The organism is Chlorogloeopsis sp. ULAP01 (genome assembly GCF_030381805.1).
Taxonomy (GTDB): domain Bacteria; phylum Cyanobacteriota; class Cyanobacteriia; order Cyanobacteriales; family Nostocaceae; genus Chlorogloeopsis.
In genome coordinates this window covers 132,831-159,131 of record NZ_JAUDRH010000005.1, presented here as the reverse complement: position 1 = coordinate 159,131, position 26,301 = coordinate 132,831, and the positions used below count along the sequence as shown (strand labels likewise).

General features: G+C 39.5%; 25 protein-coding genes. 5 read left to right on the top strand and 20 right to left on the bottom strand.

From position 1 onward, the window contains the following. Positions 1 to 80: 80 nt before the first annotated feature. Positions 81 to 758 (bottom strand): two-component system response regulator RppA, encoded by a 678-nt coding sequence (gene rppA, locus QUB80_RS11350; protein ID WP_289789613.1) that lies wholly within the window; start codon positions 756 to 758, stop codon positions 81 to 83. A 220-nt stretch (positions 759 to 978) separates the two neighbouring features. Between rppA and QUB80_RS11345 the strand changes: the two genes are divergently transcribed. The 3 genes from QUB80_RS11345 to QUB80_RS11335 all read left to right on the top strand — a co-directional run bounded on the left by QUB80_RS11345 (position 979) and on the right by QUB80_RS11335 (position 3,884). Beyond that, entirely contained in the window at positions 979 to 1,563 is a 585-nt protein-coding gene (locus tag QUB80_RS11345) for a hypothetical protein (protein WP_289789612.1), read from the top strand. A 346-nt stretch (positions 1,564 to 1,909) separates the two neighbouring features. Further along, the gene (gene ctpC / locus QUB80_RS11340; RefSeq protein ID WP_289789611.1) at positions 1,910 to 3,367 is read left to right on the top strand and encodes a carboxyl-terminal processing protease CtpC; all 1,458 of its coding nucleotides are present in this window, start codon (positions 1,910 to 1,912) and stop codon (positions 3,365 to 3,367) included. Positions 3,368 to 3,452: 85 nt separating this feature from the next. Next, positions 3,453 to 3,884, top strand: coding sequence for a DoxX family protein (locus QUB80_RS11335; RefSeq protein WP_289789881.1), 432 nt, complete (start codon positions 3,453 to 3,455; stop codon positions 3,882 to 3,884). 143 nt (positions 3,885 to 4,027) lie between these two features. Here QUB80_RS11335 and QUB80_RS11330 read toward each other — a convergent pair whose 3' ends face one another. Further along, positions 4,028 to 5,662 carry an alpha-D-glucose phosphate-specific phosphoglucomutase gene (locus tag QUB80_RS11330; protein WP_289789610.1) on the bottom strand — a complete coding sequence of 545 codons (1,635 nt, stop codon included), beginning with the start codon at positions 5,660 to 5,662 and terminating at the stop codon, positions 4,028 to 4,030. 198 nt (positions 5,663 to 5,860) lie between these two features. Here QUB80_RS11330 and QUB80_RS11325 point away from each other — a divergent pair, with 198 nt between their 5' ends. Beyond that, positions 5,861 to 6,481 (top strand): exopolysaccharide biosynthesis protein, encoded by a 621-nt coding sequence (locus QUB80_RS11325; protein WP_289789609.1) that lies wholly within the window; start codon positions 5,861 to 5,863, stop codon positions 6,479 to 6,481. Between the two features lie 170 nt (positions 6,482 to 6,651). On the opposite strand, the gene QUB80_RS11320 is transcribed toward QUB80_RS11325, so the two are convergent. From QUB80_RS11320 to QUB80_RS11285, 8 genes are all read right to left on the bottom strand, one after another. Continuing rightward, a complete protein-coding gene (locus QUB80_RS11320) occupies positions 6,652 to 7,203 on the bottom strand; it encodes a (2Fe-2S) ferredoxin domain-containing protein (protein WP_289789608.1) in 552 nt (183 codons plus the stop codon). An 83-nt stretch (positions 7,204 to 7,286) separates the two neighbouring features. Next, positions 7,287 to 7,490 (bottom strand): putative nitrogen fixation protein NifT, encoded by a 204-nt coding sequence (gene nifT, locus QUB80_RS11315; RefSeq protein WP_026087720.1) that lies wholly within the window; start codon positions 7,488 to 7,490, stop codon positions 7,287 to 7,289. Continuing rightward, positions 7,465 to 7,755, bottom strand: coding sequence for a nitrogen fixation protein NifZ (locus QUB80_RS11310; RefSeq protein ID WP_289789607.1), 291 nt, complete (start codon positions 7,753 to 7,755; stop codon positions 7,465 to 7,467). The genes nifT and QUB80_RS11310 overlap by 26 nt, the downstream gene beginning before the upstream one ends. Next, positions 7,742 to 8,875, bottom strand: a complete 1,134-nt coding sequence (nifV, locus tag QUB80_RS11305) for a homocitrate synthase (RefSeq protein WP_289789606.1) — start codon at positions 8,873 to 8,875, stop codon at positions 7,742 to 7,744. Before nifV ends, QUB80_RS11310 begins: the two co-directional genes overlap by 14 nt. A gap of 480 nt (positions 8,876 to 9,355) precedes the next feature. Continuing rightward, positions 9,356 to 9,553, bottom strand: coding sequence for a DUF2949 domain-containing protein (locus QUB80_RS11300; protein ID WP_289789605.1), 198 nt, complete (start codon positions 9,551 to 9,553; stop codon positions 9,356 to 9,358). A 187-nt stretch (positions 9,554 to 9,740) separates the two neighbouring features. After that, a complete protein-coding gene (locus QUB80_RS11295) occupies positions 9,741 to 9,986 on the bottom strand; it encodes an Asr1405/Asl0597 family protein (protein ID WP_289789604.1) in 246 nt (81 codons plus the stop codon). Between the two features lie 95 nt (positions 9,987 to 10,081). Continuing rightward, the gene (gene cysE / locus QUB80_RS11290) at positions 10,082 to 10,909 is read right to left on the bottom strand and encodes a serine O-acetyltransferase (RefSeq protein ID WP_289789603.1); all 828 of its coding nucleotides are present in this window, start codon (positions 10,907 to 10,909) and stop codon (positions 10,082 to 10,084) included. Positions 10,910 to 11,565: 656 nt separating this feature from the next. Further along, positions 11,566 to 12,510: an NAD(P)-dependent alcohol dehydrogenase gene (locus tag QUB80_RS11285; protein WP_289789602.1), complete on the bottom strand. Its 945-nt coding sequence runs from the start codon at positions 12,508 to 12,510 to the stop codon at positions 11,566 to 11,568. Between the two features lie 135 nt (positions 12,511 to 12,645). Here QUB80_RS11285 and QUB80_RS11280 point away from each other — a divergent pair, with 135 nt between their 5' ends. Next, complete coding sequence (locus QUB80_RS11280) at positions 12,646 to 13,023, top strand: hypothetical protein (RefSeq protein WP_289789601.1); 378 nt, start codon at positions 12,646 to 12,648, stop codon at positions 13,021 to 13,023. Between the two features lie 90 nt (positions 13,024 to 13,113). Here the strand turns inward: QUB80_RS11280 and QUB80_RS11275 are convergent, their stop codons facing one another. The 10 genes from QUB80_RS11275 to QUB80_RS11230 form a co-directional block, all read right to left on the bottom strand. Continuing rightward, the gene (locus QUB80_RS11275) at positions 13,114 to 15,306 is read right to left on the bottom strand and encodes a GumC family protein (RefSeq protein ID WP_289789600.1); all 2,193 of its coding nucleotides are present in this window, start codon (positions 15,304 to 15,306) and stop codon (positions 13,114 to 13,116) included. 164 nt (positions 15,307 to 15,470) lie between these two features. Next, positions 15,471 to 16,064, bottom strand: coding sequence for a sugar transferase (locus QUB80_RS11270; RefSeq protein WP_289789599.1), 594 nt, complete (start codon positions 16,062 to 16,064; stop codon positions 15,471 to 15,473). 47 nt (positions 16,065 to 16,111) lie between these two features. Next, positions 16,112 to 17,263 carry a DegT/DnrJ/EryC1/StrS family aminotransferase gene (locus QUB80_RS11265; protein ID WP_289789598.1) on the bottom strand — a complete coding sequence of 384 codons (1,152 nt, stop codon included), beginning with the start codon at positions 17,261 to 17,263 and terminating at the stop codon, positions 16,112 to 16,114. A 42-nt stretch (positions 17,264 to 17,305) separates the two neighbouring features. Continuing rightward, a complete protein-coding gene (locus QUB80_RS11260; protein WP_289789597.1) occupies positions 17,306 to 18,001 on the bottom strand; it encodes a class I SAM-dependent methyltransferase in 696 nt (231 codons plus the stop codon). 58 nt (positions 18,002 to 18,059) lie between these two features. Then, positions 18,060 to 19,220, bottom strand: a complete 1,161-nt coding sequence (locus tag QUB80_RS11255; RefSeq protein ID WP_289789596.1) for a glycosyltransferase family 4 protein — start codon at positions 19,218 to 19,220, stop codon at positions 18,060 to 18,062. A gap of 1 nt (position 19,221) precedes the next feature. After that, complete coding sequence (locus QUB80_RS11250; protein WP_289789595.1) at positions 19,222 to 20,703, bottom strand: DUF4091 domain-containing protein; 1,482 nt, start codon at positions 20,701 to 20,703, stop codon at positions 19,222 to 19,224. Positions 20,704 to 21,060: 357 nt separating this feature from the next. Further along, complete coding sequence (gene asnB, locus QUB80_RS11245; RefSeq protein WP_289789594.1) at positions 21,061 to 23,007, bottom strand: asparagine synthase (glutamine-hydrolyzing); 1,947 nt, start codon at positions 23,005 to 23,007, stop codon at positions 21,061 to 21,063. Between the two features lie 13 nt (positions 23,008 to 23,020). Then, entirely contained in the window at positions 23,021 to 23,851 is an 831-nt protein-coding gene (locus QUB80_RS11240; RefSeq protein ID WP_289789593.1) for a class I SAM-dependent methyltransferase, read from the bottom strand. Between the two features lies 1 nt (position 23,852). Further along, a complete protein-coding gene (locus tag QUB80_RS11235; RefSeq protein WP_289789592.1) occupies positions 23,853 to 25,034 on the bottom strand; it encodes a glycosyltransferase family 4 protein in 1,182 nt (393 codons plus the stop codon). Then, positions 25,031 to 26,299 carry an O-antigen ligase family protein gene (locus QUB80_RS11230; protein ID WP_289789591.1) on the bottom strand — a complete coding sequence of 423 codons (1,269 nt, stop codon included), beginning with the start codon at positions 26,297 to 26,299 and terminating at the stop codon, positions 25,031 to 25,033. Before QUB80_RS11230 ends, QUB80_RS11235 begins: the two co-directional genes overlap by 4 nt. Positions 26,300 to 26,301: the final 2 nt, after the last annotated feature.

Sequence of the window (26,301 nt, the reverse complement as noted above, 5' to 3'; positions counted from 1 at the left end):
TTAGTTATTAGTTCTTGGTTAATAGTTAATAGTTAATGGTTGGTGGTTTGGTACTCTCCCCCGCCCCTATTCTCCCACTCTCAATATTCAGGTGGACGGAAGCGATAACCCATACCATATACTGTTTTGATCCAATCTTCTGCACCTACTAACTGCAAGCGGTGCCGCAACTTGCGTACTAACACAGTTAGGGCATTACTTTCTGGCTCCATACCCCATTCCCACAAAGCTTCTTCCATTTGGTTGCGAGTTAAAACTTGATTGGGGTGACGCATTAAATATTCTAGCAGTTGCGCTTCACGAGGAGATAATTCTATTTTTTTTTGACCACGTTCTACACTCAAGTTAGCCAGCCGTAGCTGTAGATCTGATATGCAAAGAGTATCTCCTTGCCAATTTGGAGATCTACGCCCTAGAGCACGCACCCTCGCCAGTAGTTCGATCAAGTCGGCGGGTTTAACCACATAGTCATCTGCTCCCGCATCTAAACCCATGACTTTATCCGGCGTAGTGTCTTTAGCAGTTAGCATCAACACTGGTGCAGTTTTACCAGAGAGACGATATTGACGGCAAAGACTCAACCCGCTAATTGTTGGTAACATCCAGTCTAAAATTAACAGGTCATATTCTTTTTGAGAAATTAGCCATTGAGCAATTTCTCCATCTTCTGCTGCATCTACAATATATCCAGCTTCAGATAGGATACCCTGTAATGGCTCCAACTGTTCCAAGTCATCTTCTACCAGTAATATTCGCATAAAACATTAGAGGTAAGCCTTTGCAGTAAAAGTGATAGTCTTTTATTTCATAGTATAAAAGTCAAAATATCATTAATGTCTTCCACAAGAAAGACTTTGTTTTATATTTTAGATGGATTAATGTGGCGGAGATACTCTATCCCTAGACAGTTTTAAAGACTATTAAATTTGTACGTAAAAGTCGAATGATTATTGTTAAATTATTTAAAGGTTACAGATTATGTCTTACCAACGCTTGCCATTTTTATTATTTTTATTACCTCTACTTTTAGTAGGAATTGTTTTTTGGGTGACTAGTGATTTAGTAACAAAACAATTGTTGAGTCTTCCTTACAGAACTTTCAACAAGTTACAAGCAGATCAACTGCCGCAGGCACATCTAAAATTAAATTTTAAAATTGTTGCTATCGAAATTGAAAAAGAAGAGAAAGTTACTCAAGTTGAAATTAAAACAGGAAATTCGATAATTAAAAAATTAGAGTTTGAATTTCTTAACTCTAATTATAATTCTTATGAATTAGCGATCGCTCAAAAATTGGGTTTTGATCCTCAAATCAAAAAACTTAAATCTCCAAGTCAATTAAAAATAGAAATTCCAGTTAATTTAAAAGTCATTAAAGCTGAAGTTAATCAAGAACAAGGATTTAGTTCTGTAGTAGTTAAAACTGCTAATGATCCTTTAACCAATTTAGAGTTTATGCTTCCATTGACTGAGATAAACCTATTAGAGGTAAGGATTGCTCAAGTATTGAACTTACCTATAGAAGAAGTTAGAAATCTCATCCGTTATCAAATTAAAAAATAAATACTTGTATTCAACCACAAATATACAAACCATCCAGAGCGTACAGACACTAAAAAAAGTTCAACATCATGGGTGATTGCATATTATATATAATCTGGATGTAAAATCCCACAAGACTTTATCACCACTTGTGATGGATGTATTTAGGCGGATTGCGCAGCAAAAGAATTTTGTCTTCACGGGCTATTGAGGTAGAGATGTGTACGCTACGCGATCGCTTAGTTGCAGATATGAAAAAAATTCCTACAATATCTAGAAAAGAAAAAAAGTAACTGTTACCCATCTTCCTAAATTAGCTAGATGGATACAGATACTTTTTGACAACCTTGGTAAAGCTGTTGTATTTATGACTCTTTCATCCCGCTTTCATGCAATTGTTGGCCTGATAGGTACTTTTACGTTACCATTGCTACAAATTGAAATGGCGATCGCTTCACGAGCAACCCCAGATAGTATTGCTCAGGGGCTAACAGTTCACATTGATGGAACCAAGACTAGTTCTGAGGCAAAAATAGATTGCCAAGGCAATACGTACAATATTTTTACTAAAAATTCTCAAACACTTGCCTCAGCACAATCAGCGCAACTAGCACAGCCAATTTCTCTTCAACAACTTCAACTTACACAAAACGTCTCCAATTCCAGGTTATTAAAGCGATCGCCTAAAGAATTAATAGATGAAGTTTGGCAAATTATTTACCGTCAGTACATAGACAGTAGTTTTAATCGACTAAATTGGCAAGCTGTTCGTCGTGAGTACTTAAGCAAATCTTACAACAGCAAACAGGAAGCTTATAAGTCCATCCGAGAAATGCTCAAAAAGCTAAATGATCCATACACCCGATTTATGGATCCACAGGAGTTCAAGAATTTGCAAACGGAAACTTCTGGTGAATTGACAGGTATCGGTATTCAGATTGGTTTGGATGATAAAACCAAACAACTAATTGTGATTGCTCCTATTGAGGATACACCTGCTTTTAAAGTTGGGATTTTAGCAAAAGATATTATCCTCAACATTAACGGTAAAAGCACACGGGGAATGGATACCGATCAAGCTGTATCCTTAATTCGAGGTGAACCAGGAACTAAGGTTAACCTGACAATCTTGCGCAATGGGCAACAAAAAAAATTTACAATTACACGGGCGCGTATTGAAATTCATCCTGTAGAGTTTTCCCAAAAGCAATCTCCGGTAGGGAGTATTGGCTATATTCGTCTCAAACAGTTTAGTGCAAATGCTACTAAAGAAGTGCGAGACGCAATTAAAAACTTAGAAAGTAAACAAGTAACTGGCTATATTCTGGATTTACGAAATAATCCTGGTGGATTATTCTCCTCTAGCGTGGAAATTGCTAGAATGTGGCTTAATCAAGGTGCGATCGTCTCCATGATTGACAGGCAAGGTGAAGTCGAACGAGAAGTGGCAAACGGACGCGCTTTGACAAATAAACCCCTGGTTATATTGGTGGATCAAGGTAGTGCCAGTGCCAGTGAAATTGTTTCTGGTGCTTTACAAGACAATAAACGTGCTGTTTTGGTTGGCAGTAAAACATTCGGTAAAGGTTTAGTGCAATCAGTACGTTCCCTAGACGATGGTTCAGGATTGACAGTGACAATTGCGAAATATCATACTCCCAGTGGTAGAGATATTAACAAGCAAGGAATTCTTCCCGATATAGCTGTGGATTTGAACGATAAACAGCGACAAAATTTATGGCTTCAAGAACGAGATAAAATCGGCACCCTAGCAGATCCCCAATTTGCTAAAGCAGTGGAAGTGTTAGGCAAATTAAAAAGATAAATTACCTTTCCGGTGGACTAACTTTGGATAGAAGTAGGCTAGCACAGCAATATCTACTATTTATCTAGTGTTGCTTATGTTTGCTATGTCTTTTGTGCCTCAATTAGATCATCACCGCAAAGAAATCCTCCGTGGTGTTCTTGCCGTTTCTATCATCATCGTCGGTATCACTCATTTTATTAGACCAGAGCAATACGCCCGTATTGTACCGCCGCCGTTTCCACCCTTTGTGTCTGTCTACATCAGTGGTGTTTTTGAGATTTTAGGTGGTATTGGTTTAATGATTCCATTTGTGAGTGTGGCAGCAGCATGGGGATTAATCGCTTTGTTTATCGGGGTGTTTCCTGCCAATATTTACATGACTTTGCACAATATTAAAGTGGAGGGAATTCCCCACAGTCAGTTGCTTTATTTAGTAAGGCTACCCTTCCAAGCAGTATTGATTGCCTGGGCATACTGGTATACTCGCAATCCACAAGCACAAGCTGGAGCATCGAAAGTTGCAGAAAAAGTATGAAAAGCCTACAGTAGCCAGTTTTGTATTTTGTAGCGTGTGTTAGCGAAGCGTAACCACGGTATAAGATTTTCAGTGCGTTAGGACTAATGTCCATAACGCACCCTGGTATAAATATTAACGTGACACTAGAAGTCGATTAAGCTTCAAGTAATCACAGTTGGTTTTTCCATGCCTGTGAGTGCGCGTACCTGAGCAACTTCATCTGCGATCGCTATTAAGTCTGCAAGACTTTGCTGTGGATCGAGATCGTGCTTGCTTGGATCGGGTTCATAGCTTTCTAAATAAATTCGCAGCGTCGCGCCTTGAGTACCAGTGCCAGAGAGGCGATAGACAATGCGAGAACCATCGGTAAATCCAATCCGGATACCCTGATTTTTACTCACACTACCATCTACTGGATCGGTATAGCTAAAATCATCGCTGTACTCTACCTCGCGATCGCCAAATTTTTTCCCTTTGAGAGTAGGAATTTGATCACGCAGTTTGGTAATCAATTGGTTAGCGCGATCGCTATCTACGGCTTCGTAGTCATGACGCGAGTAGTAATTGCGACCATATTTTTGCCAATGTTCCCGCATCAGTTGTTCGACGGGTTGTTGTTTGACTGCGAGGATATTCAGCCAAAATAATACTGCCCACAATCCATCCTTTTCACGGATATGGTTGGAACCAGTACCAAAGCTTTCTTCTCCACAAAGAGTGATTTTACCCGCATCTAACAAGTTACCAAAGAACTTCCACCCCGTTGGTGTTTCGTAGCAATCGATACCCAAACTAGCAGCAACTCGATCAACGGCTTGACTAGTGGGCATAGAACGCGCCACTCCCGCTATGCCATCTTTGTAACCTGGAACTAAGGTAGCATTAGCTGCTAGAACTGCTAAACTATCGCTCGGTGTGACAAAAAATTTGCGTCCCAAAATCATATTGCGATCGCCATCGCCATCAGAAGCAGCACCAAAGTCGGGAGGATTTTCCCCAAAAAGTATCTCTACTAAATCGTGAGCGTAAACCAAATTTGGATCGGGGTGTCCACTACCAAAATCTTCTAGTGGTGTACCATTTTTTACTGTGCCTTCAGGTGCGCCTAGTCTCTGCTCAAATAAAGCATGGGCATAGGGGCCAGTAACTGCGTGCATTGAATCTATGCACATCCGAAACTTTCCACTAGTAAGCATTTCACGGATTAGCCCAAAGTCAAATATTGACTCCATTAATTTTTCGTAGTCTTGTACAGAGTCAATGACTTCCACCACCATCTCCCCTAATTTAGATTCACCTAAAGTATCTAAATTTACATCAGGGGCTTCCAAAATTTTATACTTATCTATGACTTTGCTTCTTTCAAAAATTGCTGCCGTCACCTTCTCCGGTGCGGGGCCGCCATTACTAGTATTATATTTGACCCCAAAATCTCCATCTGGCCCGCCAGGGTTATGGCTAGCAGACAAAATTATACCACCAAAAGCGTTATACTTACGAATCACACAGGAAGTTGCCGGCGTAGATAAGATACCTCCACGACCAACTTTTACCCGCTCAACACCATTGGCAGCAGCCATTTTCAGGATGGTTTGAATCGCCTGCCGATTATAGTAGCGACCATCACCGCCCAAAATCATGGTTTGCCCCTGGTAATCTTCGATACTATCAAAAGTCGATTGAATGAAATTTTCGAGATAGTGGGGTTGCTTAAACGCAGAAACTAATTTTCGCACACCGGAAGTACCTGGTTTCTGGTCTAAAAAAGGTGTAGTCGCAACTGTTTTAATGTTCATTGGAATACATCGCTATCTGGGAAGTGCAAGCAGTAAGCCTTCAGCCGAAAGCTATCTTACATTTTGACAGGGAAAGTATCCTTTAAACATCGTTCTTGTCATGCTGTTATTTTTCTCTCCACTGAGTGTTGCACGTAGAGTTGGAAGCAGCAATGAATGTATTGATGATAAGTACTAGCTAAACTTCGTTCCTAGACTATGCCTACCTCATCCCCATTACGAACAAAATTACAAACTTCAAAATTACTACAGGATTTCTTACAAAAACACACAGGAGAGCGTATTTATCTGAGAGATTTGCTCAGTGAGTTGAATAATCGGGCTTTTGCTCCCTTAATATTTATTTGTGCGTTACCAGAAGCACTGCCACTACCTGTTGCTGGAGTTTCTGCGATTATTGGCATACCTTTAATGATTGTATCAGCACAGTTAGTGTTAGGTTTTTCCCAGCCTTGGCTACCAAAATGGATCGCAAATCGCTCCTTTAAACGCAAAGATTTTGAGAAAGTTATCAATAAAATTCTGCATTATCTGCAAAAATGCGAAAAAGTGATTCGTCCACGCTGGCAATTTGCTAGTTCTCCTCTGGCACAGCGCATCTTAGGACTACTATTTCTGATCCTGGCTTTTGTAATTGCTCTGCCCATCCCTTTTGGTAATCTGCCGCCTGCCGTTACTATAGTTATCATGAGTCTAGGCATTATTGAGCAAGATGGGGTAGTGATAGTTTTGGGTGTTTTGGCAGCCTGTGCAGTACTTGTAATTATGACAAGTGCGATCGCGGCTTTGTTATCTGCGCTGCTTGTTCATTTGCGTTAGCAGGGGATAGGTGATAGCGAACAAGTGAGATGGGCTTTGAATCTCCATCTAATTACCTTCTGTCTTCTTCAATAGCGATCGCATATTTAAGCAAAACAGGCAGACAAAACCTGAATCCCGTCTACCCATAAAATTAATTACAAAAATTCATTACAAAATTTATTTGCGAATTATTGTTGCAATTTGTATAAATGACTCTCCAAAAGAGATGCGATCGCTTCTGGATGTACTTTTTTGTATTCTTTATGCCCAAGTTGCAAGATGCAGTTGGGTGCGTTATTACAACGCTTTAAACAGCCAGTAGTTTCTATAACTACTTGATCTTGAAGTCCGCGTTCGCATAAAGTCTTTTCTAATTCTGAGAGTAAACCTTGACCACCTCGTTTGCGACAGCCAGACTTTTGACACACCAAAATTTTGGCTTTTGGTGGCAAGGGCATTTTTTGGCTTGGGCAAATACCAAGTGGCTTTACTCCGTAGACTTTGAATTTGATTTTGCCTGTGTGAGAGTTTAACTTACTCAAACCAAAAACGTTAATGATTTCACCGATTTCTAGATGTTGATTGAGAGAACAACGCAACTCCTTGGGAATTTTCAGTCGCACTTCTCCTGATGCGATCGCCACTCGCAAGTATTTCCACGCTCCTGATGAATCGCTCACAAAACCAAGGAATTGCCCCTCAAGGTTAAACTCCGATAAGGTTAGATACTTGTTGCTCATTTTCTACTTTGGATTTGAGGTTATTCACAATTAATAGCTAATTGCTAATTGCGATTAGCTATTAGCCATTAACTATTAACTATCTATGCAAGTCGTTTTGCTTCAAAAGTTTGAGGTAATACTAGCGGATCTGGTAAGTTAGTAAACAATAGTTCCCAACCGTTTGCTAAAGTAAAAATCTTGCCATCAGCTCCATCTGTTTCTTTAACAACTTCTTCTTCTAGGTCTTTTTTGGCAACGTAAACCATTAAAGTACCAGCATTATTCTTGCGTAGCATTACCTTCATTATCTTTAGCCTCTACAAGTTCTAGTTCTTTTGCACGACAACCGATGATGAACCCTGTATGTAAGAAATGCACCGCATAAATATAAGACCTTTGTAAAAAGGTACCTATACTAGCGACATAACCGATATCTCCAATATTTGCTAATACCTTCCCAATTTCCTGTCCGGGAAAAGTACCATCATTTTTAATTAGCTTGCGAACTCGGACTTTGTCACCGATTTCAAAAGCAGGTGCGTCGTCTAACTCAAATTCATCCGATGGCATGAGAGTATCTCACTTCTTTGACTAAATTCAACACTTCTTGTGCGCTTAAGCTGCGTTTTTTCTGAACTGATTGTTTGCGCACAGCATCCAAAACATACTGGCTTTCTTCTACGCTGAGAGTAATGCCATGTTCCAGTAGTAAGTTAGATAGCAAATGTCTACCAGAATGCTTACCTACAACTAAACGCCGCTCCCAACCCACTTCTTCAGGTGCAAATGGCTCATAGGTAGAGGGGTTTTGCATGACACCGTGGGCATGAATCCCAGATTCGTGAGCAAAGGTATTTTCGCCGACAATTGCTTTCCAGGGCGGTACATTGCAACCTGATGCCGCAGCCACTAGTCGAGACAGTTCTAACAAACGCCGAGTGTCGATACCAACATCGAAACCGTAAATGCGCTTGATTGCCATGACAACTTCTTCTAAAGCCGCATTGCCTGCTCTTTCACCCAATCCGTTTACCGTTGTGTTTACCGACATTGCTCCAGCTTTAATCCCAGCCAGAGCGTTGGCAGTTGCCAAACCAAAATCGTTGTGGGTGTGAATTTCCACAGGTACCATCAAAGCCGCGACTAAGCGATGCACTTTTGTATATGTAGTAAATGGATCAAGAATGCCAACGGTATCGCAAAAACGGAACCGTGATGCACCCCACTCTTGGGCATAATGAGCTACATCAAACAGAAAGTTGTCATCTGCTCTAGAGGAATCTTCTCCTCCTACTGCAACCCAAAGACCACGATCCAAAGCAAAGCTGATACTATCTTTGAGTTGTTGTAATGTTACTCGCCATTGACCGTGAAATTTAGCGGCTATTTGAATTCCAGAGACAGGAATAGAAATATGTACTCGCTCTAAGCCACAAGCCAAGGAAGCTTCAATATCTGAAATGACAGCACGGTTCCAGCCAAGCAAATTTGCAGACAAATCTAAGTTAGAAATGGCTGCGATCGCTCGCATTTCTTCCTCACCCATCGCTGGAATGCCGACTTCTATTTCGTGAACGCCGATAGAGTCAAGAAATTTTGCGATCGCTACTTTTTCTTGTAAGTTAAAAGCAACACCCGCCGCTTGTTCGCCGTCACGCAAAGTCGTATCATTAATTAAGACCTGATTCATTGCAAAAATACCTCTTAGGCAATGTTTTTCATACCATTTCTGGTCTAATGCCCTGAAAAATTACTGGTAACGAGCAATGACTTAAATAAACGATAAAGTATGAAGTCTGTAGATGCCCGTTAGGGCGACTTTCCAAAGGGTAGTCTGAATTAATTCAAAATATTTCATCCTTTAGTCTTTATCTTCATTCTTACTCGATTACTAACTTGCATTCTGTATGACAACAAACCAGGAATGAGTATAAATTAAGAATTATTTTTCCCAGAAGGATGAGAGATTTCATCGAGTAGCATATAGCTCATATACGTATTGGCAACTCCTGAGAAAATTAATAAGCTCAGTCCAGCAATTAAAGTACAAATCATAGTATTAACCTCAAAGTTAATGTCAATTTTTTAGTGTGCTAAGTAGAAGGCAGAGGGCATAAGATAAAAGGCTGTTTCCATTTACTTTCTAGATGTAGAATCAAAAATTATCTAATTAAACTTGTTCTTCTAGCCAATCAAAAATCCGCTCTAACTGCTCTATATCTACAAATCCGTACTGCCAAAGCAGCATTGGTAATGGGCCATTTTCCAACTCACGTTTTCGCAAAGCTACAGCAATATCCCTTCTTGTCAATTCGAGTTCTTCTTGCAAAAAATTGATAAATTTTATATCAGTGTTACAGTTAACCATAAGAGAAGATTTGACAAAAAGTGTGAAGTAATAAATTTATGCTTACCTGATCGGGAGCAGACTAATAGATTTTTCGTAATTAGTGGAAAAGAAAATTACTTCTATTTACAAAAAATTTTCTTTTTCAAAATCATACTTGCCTCCAAAATTCACTCCTACGATGTCATGAATTGTGTTAGTTAAATAATCACAACTGCCAACATTGCTCTAACCAATCAATTAATTCTTGACGAGAAGCCACAAACTGCTTGACAGTACTGTGAACAAGAATTACTGTTAAACAACTATTGACTTGTACTCGCAAAGAACCATCAGGAGGACACGAACAGGGAATCATTAACTCTTGCAAGCGGTGATAGATTCGCCAGCGATCGCTCAAAGGAATTTGCAAAATATGATCGCCCAAGGCGTTAGAACTACTGTGTTGTAACATTCTTCATTTGTTAGTAATGGGTGGTTGGTTGGAACAAAAAACGAAAACAAATAACTACAAATAATTACCTTCTGCCTTCTGACTTGAAAGTCATCTCACCCCCTGCCCCTCTCCTTAGCAAGGAGAGGGGTGTTCGACAGGACAGGGTGAGGTTTTTCATGCCTGGCGATGAAACTTGTTTCATCGTGACTGCCTTCTTTTAGAGTTTGCAGTTGTTGTTCAAGTTGCTCTATGCGTTCTAACAAAGAGCGAATCACAGTCGCTTCTACATCCGGAAGCTTGTGATGTTCCAGAGGAGAGAGACTAACAGACTGCTTACGGGAAATATTGCGTCCGGGAATTCCCACTACAGTACAATCAGCAGGGACATTCCGCAGCACAACTGAACCAGCACCGACACGAACGCGATCGCCAATATGAATATTGCCCAAAACTTTCGCACCAGCTCCCACAACAACGTTTTTGCCTAAGGTGGGGTGGCGCTTGCCAGTTTCTTTTCCTGTACCGCCGAGAGTAACACCTTGGTAGATTAAGGTGTAGTCTCCAACAATCGCAGTTTCACCAATGACAACACCCATACCGTGGTCGATAAATAACCCTTTGCCTATTTCTGCTCCTGGGTGAATTTCAATTCCAGTCAAGAATCGCCCCAAGTGAGAAATTAAGCGAGGTACAAAAGCCACCCGGCGAAGGTGTAACCAGTGGGCAAGACGATACAAACAAAGAGCATGGAATCCGGGATAGCAAAATAGCACCTCTAACCAATTACGTGCTGCCGGATCACGCTCAAAAATGATGCGAAAATCAGTTAATAATGGCTCAAACAAAACGCCAGCAACGAAAGATTTCTGTGCTTCGGTATTTGCACCATCCAGTGTTTGTGCAATTTTGGTTTTCCGGATTGGCTCTAAGGTCTGTGGCATCGGTAATGCTCTGATAAAAAGCAGTGCGCTATTTTCTGCTTATATCAGGCACCTTGCGATCGGTTAGTACATCCGATGTCGATTGGATTTATTGGATTGATTAAGCTTGTACTCACAACCTCCAACCCAGATTTAATGGAAATTTAAAATTTTTGTGGGGGGAGGGGTGTTAGTATTTTTAGGATGGGGGTTCTAGTATTTTTGGGTGAAGGGCTAGGTATTTTGGTACTCAATGTCAAACCCATTGCCTTTAAGGTTTTGCAACGATTGAGCAAAATATTTTTGCATAACTTAACGTGTACTCAACCGTGCGGAAATATGCGGTTTGTAACATGAACAGTAAAAATTCTGTATAACCAGTTACTATACCTTATTTTATTAGTTTGTCGGTGAAAAAACAAGTCGGAATAGGGAATAGGAAGAGGACGCGGGGACAAGGGGAGGGGGAGACAAGGGGACAACCAACCACTAACTACTAACTACTAACTACTGTACGGGCGGGTTTAGAAGATAAATTGTCGGTTTTAACCCAAAGATCATCAATAAAACCCGCCCCTACTAACCAATAACTAATAATCCCCAGGGGCAGGCACAAGGTACTGCACGGCAGTCGCCACAAGTAGGGGAACCCGCCCATGGCGCTGCCTCCCCTACTATCAACTGGCGATCGCGATCGCAATCTTTCCTACGGCACGTTCACTTTCGCTGTAGGTATGAGCTGCGGCTAACTCTTCGAGGGGATAGGTGCGATCAATTACAGTGCGTATTTTTCCTGCTTCAATTAATTCATTTAGATACGCAAAATCTTGAGAGTTAGTTTTTGCAAGCACGAATTTAGCTTTTTTCCCTGGAATCAACGTTGTCAAAATTCCTGGTAAGATATTCTGCGGCGTAGGTAGTGTAGTGACGTAAATTCCATTAGACTTAAGAACCTTTTTGCAATCAGAAAAAGACTTGTTCGCAACTACATCAAAAATAATGTCGTATTGAACAGTATCTTGAGTAAAATCTTGTTGTGTATAGTCTATAATTTGGTCGGCTCCCAAAGACTTGACCAAATCTAGATTTTTCGTGCTGCAAACTCCTGTTACCTCTGCGCCAAATACTTTAGCAATTTGCACTGCAAAAATCCCTACTCCACCAGAAGCACCATTAACCAACACAGTTTGTTCTGCCTTGATTTTACCCAAATCGCGCAGTGCTTGAAGAGCGGTAAGAGCTGCGACAGGCAAAGTAGCTGCTTGTTCATAACTCATATTTTTAGGTTTGAGAGCAGCATGATTTTCTTGTATGGCGGCAAATTCGGCATAAGCACCTCCAGGCACTTTGAGAGAACCGTAAATTTGATCTGCGATCGCAAAGCGCGTGACTTTAGTACCAACCTCTACTACCTCTCCTGCCAAATCCAACCCTAAAACCATTGGGAATTTGTTACCTGTAATCACTTTCAACATTCCCTTGCGGATTTTCCAATCAATGGGATTAATGCAAGCAGCATGAACTTTAACAAGTAATTGATCGGGTTTGATTTTTGGTGGTGCCACATCTTCATATCGCAACACATCTGCCGATCCGTAGTTATGAATTACAACTGCTTTCATAGTTTTCCTCCGGATACGCTAATTTGCTGAATAGACTAGAAAGCACTTTTGCTAATTACCTTAGTGTAGCGAGATTGGCATTTGAACTTCCTACCTAATTAACGCCACAATAAAACAAAGTGTTGGAAAAATTTCATGGCAGATCTAAGTGGTACTTGGCTTGGCACCTACTGGCAAGAAGGAATCCCAACTCGTTTTGAAGCAGTACTCGTTCAAAGTGGCAATAGCTTAAGTGGCAACATTTTGGATGATAACTTTCTTGGAGAAGCACAGTTGCATGGAGAAGTGATAGGGCGTCGCATCAGCTTTACTAAAAGCTACTTGACTACTTCACCAGATCCAGTTAAGTATGTTGGTACAATCTCCGAAGATGAAAACTATATGCAGGGAGAGTGGAGAATCAGTAAACACTACTCAGGTTCTTGGGAAGCACGACGTAGTGGAGAATCTTTGACAGCAGAATTGGTAACTAGTTTGGCAAAGCAAGAGCTAATCGGCTTTAGAGTTCGGTAAAAAAGATTGCAGGTTGTACAATTTAGTGTTTATCTCTCTAGTTCTTGTTACCAGGTTGAACCTGGTAACGAGGGTTTCGAGGCTTTCAATCTATATCTTCAAATTATTAGTTCTCACAGTTCCATTCAACTCGCTATCTTGAGCGTAGAATTCATCGGCAATATAAAAACGGCTGTAGTTATTAGAATTCACTCCATTCACAACCATTCCCAAGATATTTTGCCCAGATTTCTCTAAAAACTCTTTTGTAAATAAACCACTGGCAGTATCAACAACCCCAGGGCAAACAACTAACAACACACCGTCAGCCATTTGTCCTAAAGTCGCCGCATCAGCAGCAACTGTCAGCGAAGGAGCATCAATAATCACAAAGTCATTATGAACGGCAAAAGTTTCGATCAAAGCAGCCATTTTTTTGGAGTCGAGAAGAGAAGCTGGAGCAGGAGGCACTACACCAGCAGTTAAAACATCCAAATTACTCATCACAGTTTTGACTGCCACCCTCAAATTAGACTGTCCGACAATTATATTACTCAGACCTTGATCGTTCGATAGTTCCCAGATATGATGCTGAACAGGACGATGCAAATCCCCATCTACTAGTAAGACTTTACGTTCCATTTGTGCCATAGCGATCGCCAAATTAGCAGCTACCGTTGACTTGCCTTCTTTAGGTACAGAACTAGTGACAACAATAACTTTTAGCTCCTTGTCAGCACTCATAAACATGAGATTTGCCCGCAGCATTCGGTAAGCTTCACTAATAGGCGATCGAGGAGTATTACGAACAACAAGTCTTTCACTATATGACTCTGGTTGTTCATCGCCACGAATAGATTTATTCGATTTACTCCAAGCAGGAATAATCCCTAGTAAGGTAAATCCTAGTAATTCTTTGGCTTCATCAACAGTTTTGATTGATTTATCTCTTACTTCCAAAATATATACAGCCGCTAATGCAGCCAAGCTAGCTAATAAGCCTGCACTTAGGTAAGAAACTATTGGCGAAGAAATAGACTCTTCTGGAATTTCAGCTTGAGTGATAATGCTGGCATTACCTACATTTTGATTTTCTGCAATCCGACTTTCTTGCAATTTTTGTAGTAAAAGTGAGTAGGTAGACTGAGCTGCTTGTACTTTACGTTCTAACTGGCGCTGTTGTTGTTCTAATTTAGGTAGATTATTTAGCCGTTGTTTGTATTGAATTTGTAAGTTTGATAAAGCAGTGGCTTTACTCGCTAATCCCACACGATTTGCTTCTAATTCTACAAGCCTTGCAGAAAGTTGCTGTTGCAAAACTCCAAGTTGAAAGTTTTTATTTAGTTGTGGTTTATTCGTTTCTACAACTTGTTTAATTCGTTGTTGTAATAGCTTGTTTAAAGACTGTAATTTGTCTTCTAAGTTTTGAATTTGTGGATGGATATCTTGTAGAATAGTACGCCTAGCTGCTAGTTCCGATTCTGACTGCTGAATTTCTTTGAGAATATCTTGTACCCCTGAAATCTGGCTAAATGAGGTGAGTGTTAGTGCCTGTTGCGGGTTCATGCCCAATTGCTTGCGGATTTCTTGAGATTGTGTTTGAGCATCAGCAATTTCAGATTGAGTTGAGTTTATTTGCTTTTGTAAGTCTCCAATAATTTCTACTGCCTTACTTGCTTCTTCTTGCAGAGAAACAACTTTATATTGTTCTTTAAAGTTTGCTAGCTCTGCTTCTGCTTGTCGAACAACTAATTCAGCATTTGGTAGTTGTTTTTCTATAAACATACGAGCAGCTGCCGCTTCTGATCTTAGGTAAGATACGTTTTGCTCCAAGTAAACTTGCATTAAGGTGTTCACAACCTCTGCTGTTATTTGTGGGCTAGTATCTCGATAAGAAATTTGTAGAACATCGGCTCCCTTAACATCTTTGACGGTAAGACTTTTTAGAAATTCCTTTGATTTTAGAAGTCTACCTTGATTATCTGTGAGGTTAAGTTGGCTAATAGTTTTGCGCACAACAGGAAGAGAACGTATTACTTCTGCTTCTGTATTCAGAGGGCTAGTTTTCTGGTCTTGTACTAATGGTTCTAATTTACCTATTTCTGTCGATAAACCTGTTAAATAAGAAGTAGTATTTGTTCTTTGAAATCTGAGTTTACCTTCTGATAAGTAAGAAGGTTTTTTAAAATATGCCGCTACTCCAACAAGAGCAAACACAAAAATAAAAACAATTGAAGCAGGTAGCCAACGCCGCTTAAATATGAGCCAATAATCAATTTTTTGTGAAGTGTCTATAGTTTCCATAAGTTGTTTTAAATTCCTTAAATTTAATCAAATCTTCTTGAATATTGAAATTATGAAATCATGATTCTTTCATTTCTTTATCAAGACAGCAAAGTAATATTTTATTCCCTACAAAGCTAGGCATCTAGAGACTTATGCCTACTACATTTTTCAAAATCTAAGTTTTATGTTGCGATTACTTGCAGTAGAGTTTTACATATAATGAGTAAATCAAAACTCAAGCCCATTTGCTCTATATATTCTATATTTAACTTTAATTTTTGAGGCATTATTTCGTGTATATAGAAATCCTCTGGATTATGATTATGCTTTAATAGTTGATTTTCATTCCGAAATTTTATTGAAGCTAAATCAGTTATTCCTGGAAGTACTTCTAAAACTCTACGTTGTTCATGAGTATACATATAAACATATTTTGGTACTTCAGGACGAGGGCCTACTAAACTCATTTCTCCTTTAATCACATTGAGTAGTTGTGGAAGCTCATCTAGTTTATATTTTCTCAAAAATCTTCCAATTCTAGTAATTCTTTGGTCATTATCAATTGTAATTTGCTTACCCATTTTCTCAGCTTCAATTATCATAGTGCGGAACTTATAGATTTTAAATTCGCACCCAAAACGCCCAACTCTCACTTGTCTAAAAAATACAGGGCCTGGAGAGTCTAATTTAATAGATATTGCAATCATCAGAAATAGAGGCAGCAAAATCGTAATACCAATTAAGGAAAAAAACAAATCAAAAATTCGTTTAGACATAGTTATTTAATAGCTTGTTATTTAGAAAACTTTAATTGAGACAAGAATTAATTCAAAGTTTTTTTAACGGCTTCAATAACACGGGTTTGATCTGCTTCAGCCATTTTTGTATATATTGGTAAGCTCACTATGCGTTTATAAGCATAGGAAGCGCAAGGAAAATCGTCGGAGTGCAGATTATATTTGTCACGCCAGTAGGGGTGCAAATGCAATGGAATATAGTGAACGCTACAACCAATACCTTTAGCAGCTAGTTGCTCAATGAATGTATCACGGCTTACTTTTGCAGAGTCGTCTAAACGAATTACATACAAATGCCAAGAGTGGGTATCTCCATCAGTTGATTTTGCCGGCAGATGTAAAGGCAAGCCAGCAAACTCTGCATCATATCGTTTGGCGATCGCCGCCCGTTTTTTTTGGAACATCCAAGCTTTCTGAAGTTGATGGATGCCAACAGAAGCAGCCAGATCCGTCATATTATATTTGAAACCAGGTGCAACTACCTCATAGTGCCAGGAAGGTTTAGTTGAGGTATAACGATCAAAAGCATCTCGACTAATACCATGCAATCTCATCATCCGGCAGCGTTGGGCAACTTCAAGATTGCGGGTAACGAGCATTCCACCTTCGCCAGTGGTAATTGTTTTGGTGGCATAAAAACTATAAACAGTCGCGTCACTATCTAGGCTGCCAATCAATTTACCTTGATAGGTTGTTGGAATTGCATGGGCAGCATCTTCAACCACCTTCAAGCCATACTTTTGAGCGATCGCCAAAATTGGCTCCATATCGCACGCAAGTCCTCCCAAATGGACGGGTATGATCGCTTTAGTACGAGGAGTAATAGCTGCTTCAATTTTTGTGGGATTGAGATTGAGAGTATTGATATCAATATCGACAAAGACTGGATTTGCCCCCAAGTAGCGAATCACTTCTGCGGTAGCAGTAAATGTATGGACTGTGGTTATAACTTCATCACCATCACCAATACCCAGTGCTTCTAGAGCCAAATGTAATCCTGAAGTGGCAGAATTAACAGCGATCGCTTCAACTCCATAGCCAATAAATTCTGCAAAATCCTGTTCAAAACGTTTGGTTTTAGGCCCTGTTGTTAACCAATTGGATCTTAAAGAGTCAACGACTTCAGCGATTTCCTCTTCTCCAATCTCTGGTAATGCAAAAGGTAAAAATTTTTCCATAATATTCTATAAAAATTTCTATATTTACTTGATATTTTTGAATCAACTCTTTTTAATCCAGCACAAAACATGAGTACGTAAGCATGGCATTAGATTTAGTAAAGTGTAAAAATTTGGATGCATTCTCACAACTAACCGACCAAGAGGAGGTGCTAATGTTATTCGCCATATCTTAATTTCACTTTGAGGAAATAATTTGTAAATTCGCTTAATTGAAATACCTTGAACATCTGAATTATTAGGATTATTGAAAATAAAGTCATACCAAAGTACTCCACCTCCTGGTTTAACTAACGACCATATATGATTCGCTAAATTTTCTTGAAATTTTGTATCTAAAATTGAAGTAAATACTGTTGCTTGTAAAACAACATCAAATGAATTTTTCTCTAAATCCAAAGCTAAGGCATCCCCAAGCAAAACTTGAGTTGCAGTGGGAAGTAAGCATCGTGCTTTAAGAACACGTTCTTCCAAAAGTTCATTTCCTACTAAGTTTTCTGGCTGAAAACCCAAAGATATAAATTGAAGTAAATTATCTCCAAAACCACAACCAATCTCTAATACTCGTTTATCTTGAACAGGTGCTAAACCAGACTTGTTAATCCAGTGAATGAAAGCTCGCCGTTTTTCTTCATAACTCATGTAATTAAATGGATTTAATGGGTCATCTAAAGATGATTTAGGAATTTGTTCGCGTCTAGCATAACGCTGACGAATAGCCTCAATTTCAGTGTTCATAAAACATTTTAATTTTAAAATTAATTGATTTAATTTTTGTATTTTTTCAACAAGCTTGCTATAGATGCATTGCTCCTAAAGCACGGTAGTAAATGTTTGTATAAGAATCTGCTACCTTTTTGAGACAGAAGTTTTCTTTGATATGTAAACTGCTACGATTACCCATTAAAATTCTTTGCTCCTTCGACTTAAGAAGTTGCATAATTGCCGTAGCTAAAATTTTTCCATTCCGAGCAGGAATCAACAAACCATTCCAACCATCTCGCACAACCTCCTTGCAACCAGGCATATTTGTTGTAATCAAGGGAAGTTTCATTGCACCAGCCTCTAACAAAACCCGTGGCACACCTTCACGGTAATAACTAGGCAAGACAAAAATATCGCTTAAAGACAGTAGCGCCCCAATGTCATTGCGAGAGCCAAGATAGCAAATATCATCAGCTTTTTGCTGAATTTCTTGGATTGAAACTGCTTGTCGCCCTTCTGAAGATAAGGAACCAATCAATAAAAATTTGACATTTTTCACTAATCTGCGCACCATGCTAGCAGCATCTAGATATTCCCTCACCCCTTTAGCAACAACAAGACGCGCAATCATAGTCACTACCAACTGCCCTTCCAGCCCTAATTCTTGACGAAGATTTGCCAACACTTCGGGCTTGGGGCAGTCATTGATGAACTTTTCTACATCTATGCCCGAACCCAAAACTAAATCATCGCAACCATTTTGCACCATCCCATGCTCGTGAAAATATTGGCGATCGTCAGGATTCTGAAAGACTGTAATTCCCGCAGCAGATGCTTTTCCTTGTAGATGACAATATATAGGTCTAAGTGCAAGTGCTAAGGGAGAATTAGAAGAAAAGATATAACCCATCCCAGTAATAGTACGTACTATTCCCGGTACTTTAGCCTTCTTCGCTATAACTGGTGCGATTATAGCTGGCTTTGTATCGAAGCCATGCACAATATCTGGTTGATATTTAGTAAATAAATGAAAAAGTTGGGAACGAGTATATAAATCTGCAACTGGGTTTATTTCCCGTTTCAGCGTATATCGAAAATATGGTATGTCATGGACTGCAAAGTCAACTCCATCTTCAGATCCAACCGCCCCCACATGGAAACCTCTCTCCCTGAGCGCCAGCAATAAAGGAATCCGAAGCCGCACATCTTCTCCTCCAATGTGCCAAACAGTTTTTGGTGTAGCGTTGTTCATATCATTTGCTAGTAGATGAAAGCCTCTCGATTTCCTCTCCTAATCGGTGTCTAGCAGATTCGAGTACCTTCGGATCGCGTGTCCAATTTTTCCAGTCACGAGCGACACCTCGACTAACTGCCAGCGCCCAATCTCTGCGAGCGAGTTTTTTGAGTATCTCGATGTATTCGTAATCCTCTACTCCTTCTCTCAGCCACTTAAGTCTCATAGAAGGAACAACTCCTTCTATACCTACTTGTTTGCCAGGATAAACCAGCATTCCTTCACCAGGATAATTGTGGTTGTCAGCAAAGAAGGTTTGAACGTCATGCCAAGGATCTTTAGTCCATAGGTCAATCCGCCAGTACAATAGTCCTGTGAGACTGAGACTCTGACTGATAAAACCTGGTTGAATTCGGAAATTTATCGGCTCGAAGTCTATTTCCCATTTTGGAGAGTAATCATCTTGCACTAAAGCGTTGTAAGACCAAACTTGGTTTCCCTTATTAAGTACATACAATACTCTTTCTCGCGCCTCATCATACATTCTCGGCAGCAAAACCCATATATCTACGGCAGAGCGCCCATTTCCTAAACCGTCATCATAAAGCTCAGGTACTGGTTTCATAGTGATGAGGTTAGCAATCCCAGCCGAGTGCAGATTTCGCGCCCACTGCTTAATCGTGGTGTAAAGATTTGGACAATTATCAATCTCATCAGCCGTGTAGTTATATAGCAACAAGCCAGGCTGATAGCGCGAAGCAGTTGTCTGCAATTGCTTCACAGAAGGAGCTGGAACCATCTGGCAGTTCTTAATATTCGCTTTGCTCCAAAAACCAAGGTTCGTAGAAACAAGCCCCCACTTATTAACTAATTCATGTTTGTCCTCCGTATTCACATCTTCAGGCATAAGCTTGTGTTTGAGGAGTTCTTCATTAGCACTTTTAGTACCAGCTTCCCAAAATGAAAAAGAAGAATTAAGCGATGGTTTTAGAGGTAGTTCAAAGTTCCAAACTTTTAAGAGTATTTTGCCCTCGACTTTCCCTTGACTACTTGTAACAGTAAACTTGCCTGTATATTGTCCAGGTTGTGTGTTGCGAGGTACAAATATATCGCCCCAAATTGGTTGATTTTGTTTGGCAACAAGTTGAAATGGAACTGCTTTTAAATCAGCTTTCTTAGGAGGTTTTCCAGTTACTGGATCTAGAAAAGGAATAAGTCCATCGGCATACCAACCAGGGTTTAATGGTGGATTTTTAGTACCTCCCCATTTAGGACTGGAATAACGAACATGAACGTAATGCTCTCGGTAAAGTGTAATATTTTGCTGGGGTATGATTTGTTGGTTTTTACCATACAAATTTGAAACCGTAACATTCACATTTTTAAGACCACCTGGTGGTGCCTGAATGATGATTTGAAAGGGTTCATATTCTCCACGAGCCGCATAAAGTTCAATAGAGTTTGTAGTTCCTGGTTTGTCTTCTCGTCCGATTCTTTCCATACTAGAAGCTACCCACACAATAGGAGCTAGTGAAGAGGAATTCTTTGCTAATAAAATGCTGATGTTTGCACAAGCAAGCAAAATTAATAGCGCTCCCAGCACCCATAGAAAATAAGAGAATTTTATTTGTTTCTTTTTCTTAGAATATATTTTATCCATTCGTGCCTAATCAGCCATATTTAAAAAGTCATTTTTTACGCTATCGACCTTAGCGATATACTCTTATTCAATATCTAACTTTCAGTATTAAATGCAAACCAAGAGTATATACACCCGTACACAGAGGTAAGCCCAATTCATATATAACTTGCCACTACGATTTACTTAATATCTTTTGCCGCTAGCGATACTGTATATCTAGTTGTTTTCCAGCCACGCCTGGAACATCAGCACATCCCATAGATAGTATTGCCAGTCGCGATCGCCCAAAAGATGTTCTTTCCATTTCTGCCGAATCGGCTGTGGGTTTAAAAATCCTTCTTGCCGCAACCGACTTTCATCTAGCAGTGTCTCTGCCCAGTCTCGCAAAGTACCACGTAGCCAGCTATCAATGGGAATGTTGAATCCCATCTTCGGACGCTCAATCAGATTTTGAGGAACATACTTATACAAAACTTGGCGCAGTAGCCACTTACCCTGCCCGTTGCGAATTTTCATAGCTAGCGGCAGACGCCAAGCAAATTCTACTATACGGTGATCTAATAGTGGTATCCGCCCTTCTAAACTCACACCCATACTGGCTCGATCTACCTTGACTAGGATATCGTCGGGTAAATAAGTCACTGCATCAAGATACATCATCCGTTGAGTGAAGTCGGGTAAATTAGCCCAGCATTGGCGATCGCTTAAAGCTGTAGGTAGTTCTAAACCACCTCTGACTAAAGTTTCTGGTTGTTTCCAATGGGAAACCAGATGAGTGTACATCATCTCAGGATTAGCAACTGCCAAAATTTCACTCAGCTTGTGCAATGTATCTCCAAGCAAAAGTGGTTTGAATTTAGCTGGTATTAAGTTGCTAAAGCCAGCAAAAGCACTATTCTTCACTAGGGGTGAGATGTGAGTTAAAACACCAACTGCATCCTTGCGTAATTTTGGTGGCATCCACCCTATTTTCTGCCAAATACTGCGACCCCAGAAATAGCGATTGTATCCTGCAAACAGTTCATCGCCACCATCGCCTGAAAGACTAACTGTTACATCTTGTTTAGCTAGTTGCGATACCAGAAAGGTAGGTATACCAGAGGAATCTGAGAATGGTTCATCGTAAAGCGTTGGTAGCTTAGGGATAACAGCAAGTGCCTCTTGTGGAGTTACATAAAGTTCTGTGTGATCTGTGCCTAGATGCCGTGCTACCTCCTTAGCATACTGGGCTTCGTTGTAAACATCTTCATTAAAACCGATGCTAAATGTTCTAACGGGTTGCCTACTTTGAGCCTGCATCAGGGCTATGACTGTGGAAGAATCAATACCTCCTGAGAGAAAAGCACCCAAGGGTACATCTGCAACCATTCGCAGTTTCACAGCATCTTGTAGCAAAGCTGTTAACTGTGCTATTGCTTCCTGTTCTGAACCTATGAAGGGTTCAGCAATGCCCTTGTGGGCAGTTTCCTTAACAGACCAGTAAGATGTCGGTTGAGAATAAGGTTCTATACCATTCCAGGTGAGGACACAACCAGGTGGCAATTTATAGATGCCTTCGTAGATTGAATAAGGTGCAGGAATGTAGCTAAACCGGAGAAACAAAGTCAAAGCATCTCGGTTGATTTGAGCCTGGAAATGGGGATAAGCTTTCAGAGCTTTTAATTCCGAAGCGAATAGCAGCGTCTGATTGATCCAACCGTAATAAAGGGGCTTTTCACCCAAGCGATCGCGCCCTAAATGCAAAACCTGTGCTTGCCGATCCCATAAAGCAAAGGCAAACATCCCGTTAAAGCGCTTAATTGCCCCATTTAAACCCCATTGGCTAAAACTAGCCAGCATCACCTCAGTATCAGAATGACTGCGAAAGCGGTGTCCTAGTTGTTCGAGTTCATGCCGTAATTCTAAAAAGTTGTAAATCTCACCATTAAAAACAATCATATAGCGATCGTCAGCAGACACCATCGGTTGATGTCCTTCTGGTGAAAGATCTACAATCGCCAGTCGCCGATGCCCCAAGGCAATTCCCATCTCTGCATCAACCCAGCTACCTCCATCATCAGGGCCACGATGAACTAATGTAGAGGACATAGCCTGAACAATTACCTGCATTTGCTCAGAACTAGTTTGTGCAGAGGGATTGAAAAAACCAGTTATACCACACATCCATTTATTCCACCTATTTTTTGTAACCTATTGCACACCAGTAAGGAGCAGAATTCCTAAAACTGATTCTTTCCAAACCTGCATCTTCCATCATTTTTTGAATTTCTTTTTTGGTGAATCGCTTTTCTAATTTTGTACCAAACCGATCCAAAGCATCAGTCCGCATGACATAAAAACTTCTGTTTCTATACGCGGAAAGAGGAAAAGAATCTACATTGAATCCAAGCTTTTCTAGCAGCAATGCACCCTGAGCAAGGGGAAAATAAATGAAAATTGCAATGATTTGACTAAGTAAATACCTAAGTGAATAAGGTGAACGAGATATCAAAAAGCGAACAGGCTCAGTTATTTGCCAGAGTAAGTAAAACCACAAAGGTCTATTATCAAATTTATAGTATAAATAGAGCAAAAATGGAGCTGATTGTTTAAGTTTTGAAACACAAATTTTGATGCCGCTAGCAGGATCAGGAGTATGATGCAGCACACCTAATGCATAACCAAAATCGGCAGAATTGTTTTCTAAAGGCAGATGATCAACTCCTGCTAAATGGAATTCACAATTTGACATTTTACTTAGATTTTTTTTAGCTACATCTAAAGCAGCGCTACTAGGATCTATGCAGTGTAACTTACCCACTCTCGGAGCTACTAACTTTGCCCACCTACCACTACCACATCCAACATCAAAACCAACCGCATCTTTTGGCAGGGTATACCAAGGAAAGATATCGAAATACTCGTAGAACATTTCTAGATGTTCTGCTTGAGAAAGAGTAGATTGGTCGAATCTGCTCCATTCATCACCAAATCCTTCGACTACTTTTATATCAAGGTTAGATTTCATATTATCTCCCTAAATTGACTACAAATTTTTCAAATAATTTATTTTGTGACAAAACACTTTCATATAATGCTTCATACTGATCAACAACTGAGTCTAAAGAAAAGTATTCGATTATTCTGGCTCGTGCTGATTTTCCTAATGCTTCTCTGCCCTTTGAACCAATATCAATTAACTCTTTCCAAGCTTGAGCCAATGCCTCTGAATTTTGTGGAGGTACTACCCGTCCTGTATTACCTACAATCGACGCTGAATCACTCACATTTGTAACAACACAAGGCACACCGCAAGACATAGCCTCCCCTACTACTAAAGGCCATCCTTCTCCAAAAGCAGAACAAGAAGTAGCAATATCAACAGCAGCATTAAGACGAGGCATATCACTGCGATGCCCTAACAAGTGGATGCGATCGCCAATTTTTAAATCTTCAATTAAACGTTGCAAAGTATGATTCTCTGGATTGACTCCAGAACCAGCTAAAAGAAAATGGGTATGAGAATATTCTTTTAAGAGAATAGCAGCAGCTTGAAGAAAATTTGTATGGTCTTTCATTGGATGATAGCGACCCATCAATCCAATCAGTAGAGTATTTTCTGATAAACCTAGTTCTGACCTAACACTTGATTTAGCCTCCAACAATGGTTTAAATAGTGAAGTATCACAAGAATTAGGAATTACGTAGCTTTTTTTTTGGCAATATCCCAAAGCTTCATGTTGTACTTTACTAGTTTGAGAAACAAACACAATTTTGCTAGTCAACCGAGATAGATAAGCACAACTTTTAACAATAGTTGCGGTCATTTTATTATCAAGTTGAGTCAAAGAATCAAGTGAACATTGAATATTCCATAAAATCGGTGTTTTCTTGAATAAAAAAGCACCAGCTAATTGCGCAGCAAAATTACCGTGATACATCCAGCCTTGAATCAGATCGGGATTATGTTGCCGTACTGTACGAATTAATTGCCAAGTGGCTTCTAATGTCGGCTGTCCTGCTTTCATTCCCAACGTATGAACTGGAATACCCAATGCTTCAATAGAATCGCCCCATATCCCCCGATCCATCAAAGAAACCACAACAGGACTAAACCGGGAAAGATTGATTTTAGATAGGATGTTGTAAAGCATTCTTTCACCCCCGCCTGTACCTGTAGAGAGTTCAGTAGTCACATAAATAATTTTCATAATTTTTGCATTTTTTGATATTTTTGTTCAAAGTGGCTGGTTACATTCATCGCAGCTATTAATGAAAACATAAGTAGAAATTCACGCTGTTCAAAAATGTTATGGCTAAATATTGCCCATGTCAGAATTAAAGCAGCAAAAGCCAAACTGATATTTTGAGTTCTTTTACTCGCGTTTTGTGTTACAGATATAACTAAAAAAGGTAAAAATAAAGCTCCTAAAAATCCATGTTCAAGCATAAATAATAAATACATATTATGTGGTCTAATATTGTATATTTTTTCAAGTTCTAAAGTGTAGCCAACTCCCCAACCAAAAAATGGTGATTCTAGAAATTTTTGCCAAGATAGCTCTAGTATAAATAAACGTGTTTGCCCAGAAGCATCAAAAATAGCATCACTAGATAAAGGAGATTCAAACTGGTTAATCCTATGGATTGTCGTATCTTTCAGCAACCCACTATATTCAAAGTTGTGAGTATCTAATAAATTTAATCCGAGCAAATTTATAACTATTAAGATTATTCCTAATAAAGGGATTCCTAAAAATACATATTTACGTGGAATTTCATTCTTACTAATTAATAATACTAGTACAATTAACAATGTAATTGGAGCACTGCGAGAAAAAGTTATAAAAATACCAATAAAAATAATTACAACAAAGGGTAAACGATATCTTTTAGGTAGTAGACCTATAGTTAAAATTAAACCACTAACTAATGCACAGCCAGCTCTATTAGCATCTACATAGAATCCCGACGGACGACCTGTTAGCTCTGCACTTTGATGTTCAATTATAGTTACAAATGCTGAAGGATTCATTAATCCATAAAAATAGGTAATTATATTTATGAAAGTAACAGCCAGTATGCTACGCCTAGCCCAAGTTTGAACAATAGAATACTGAGAAAAAATTAAACTCATTAATAAGATAAAAAATATTGTTAAAATTCGAGATTTAAACTCATCAAATGAGGATTCATACTGAGAGCTTAAACCCAAATAAATAACTGATATGACAAAATATCCAGTCAACCAAGCTAACAGACTGAGTGAGAAATATTTTTTTCTAGAAATAAAGGTTGAAAATAAGGGAATAGAGGCAACAGCAAAGACAATAATCCAAAGCTTAGGAGAGGGCGCTGCCACGGCAGTTTCTAGATATGTATCCAAATTTGTAAAAAAAATTAAAACTGCTCCTACAGCTAAAGTACATTGATAGTACAAAAGTAAATTTGATGTTTTAAGTAACTTTATATTCATGA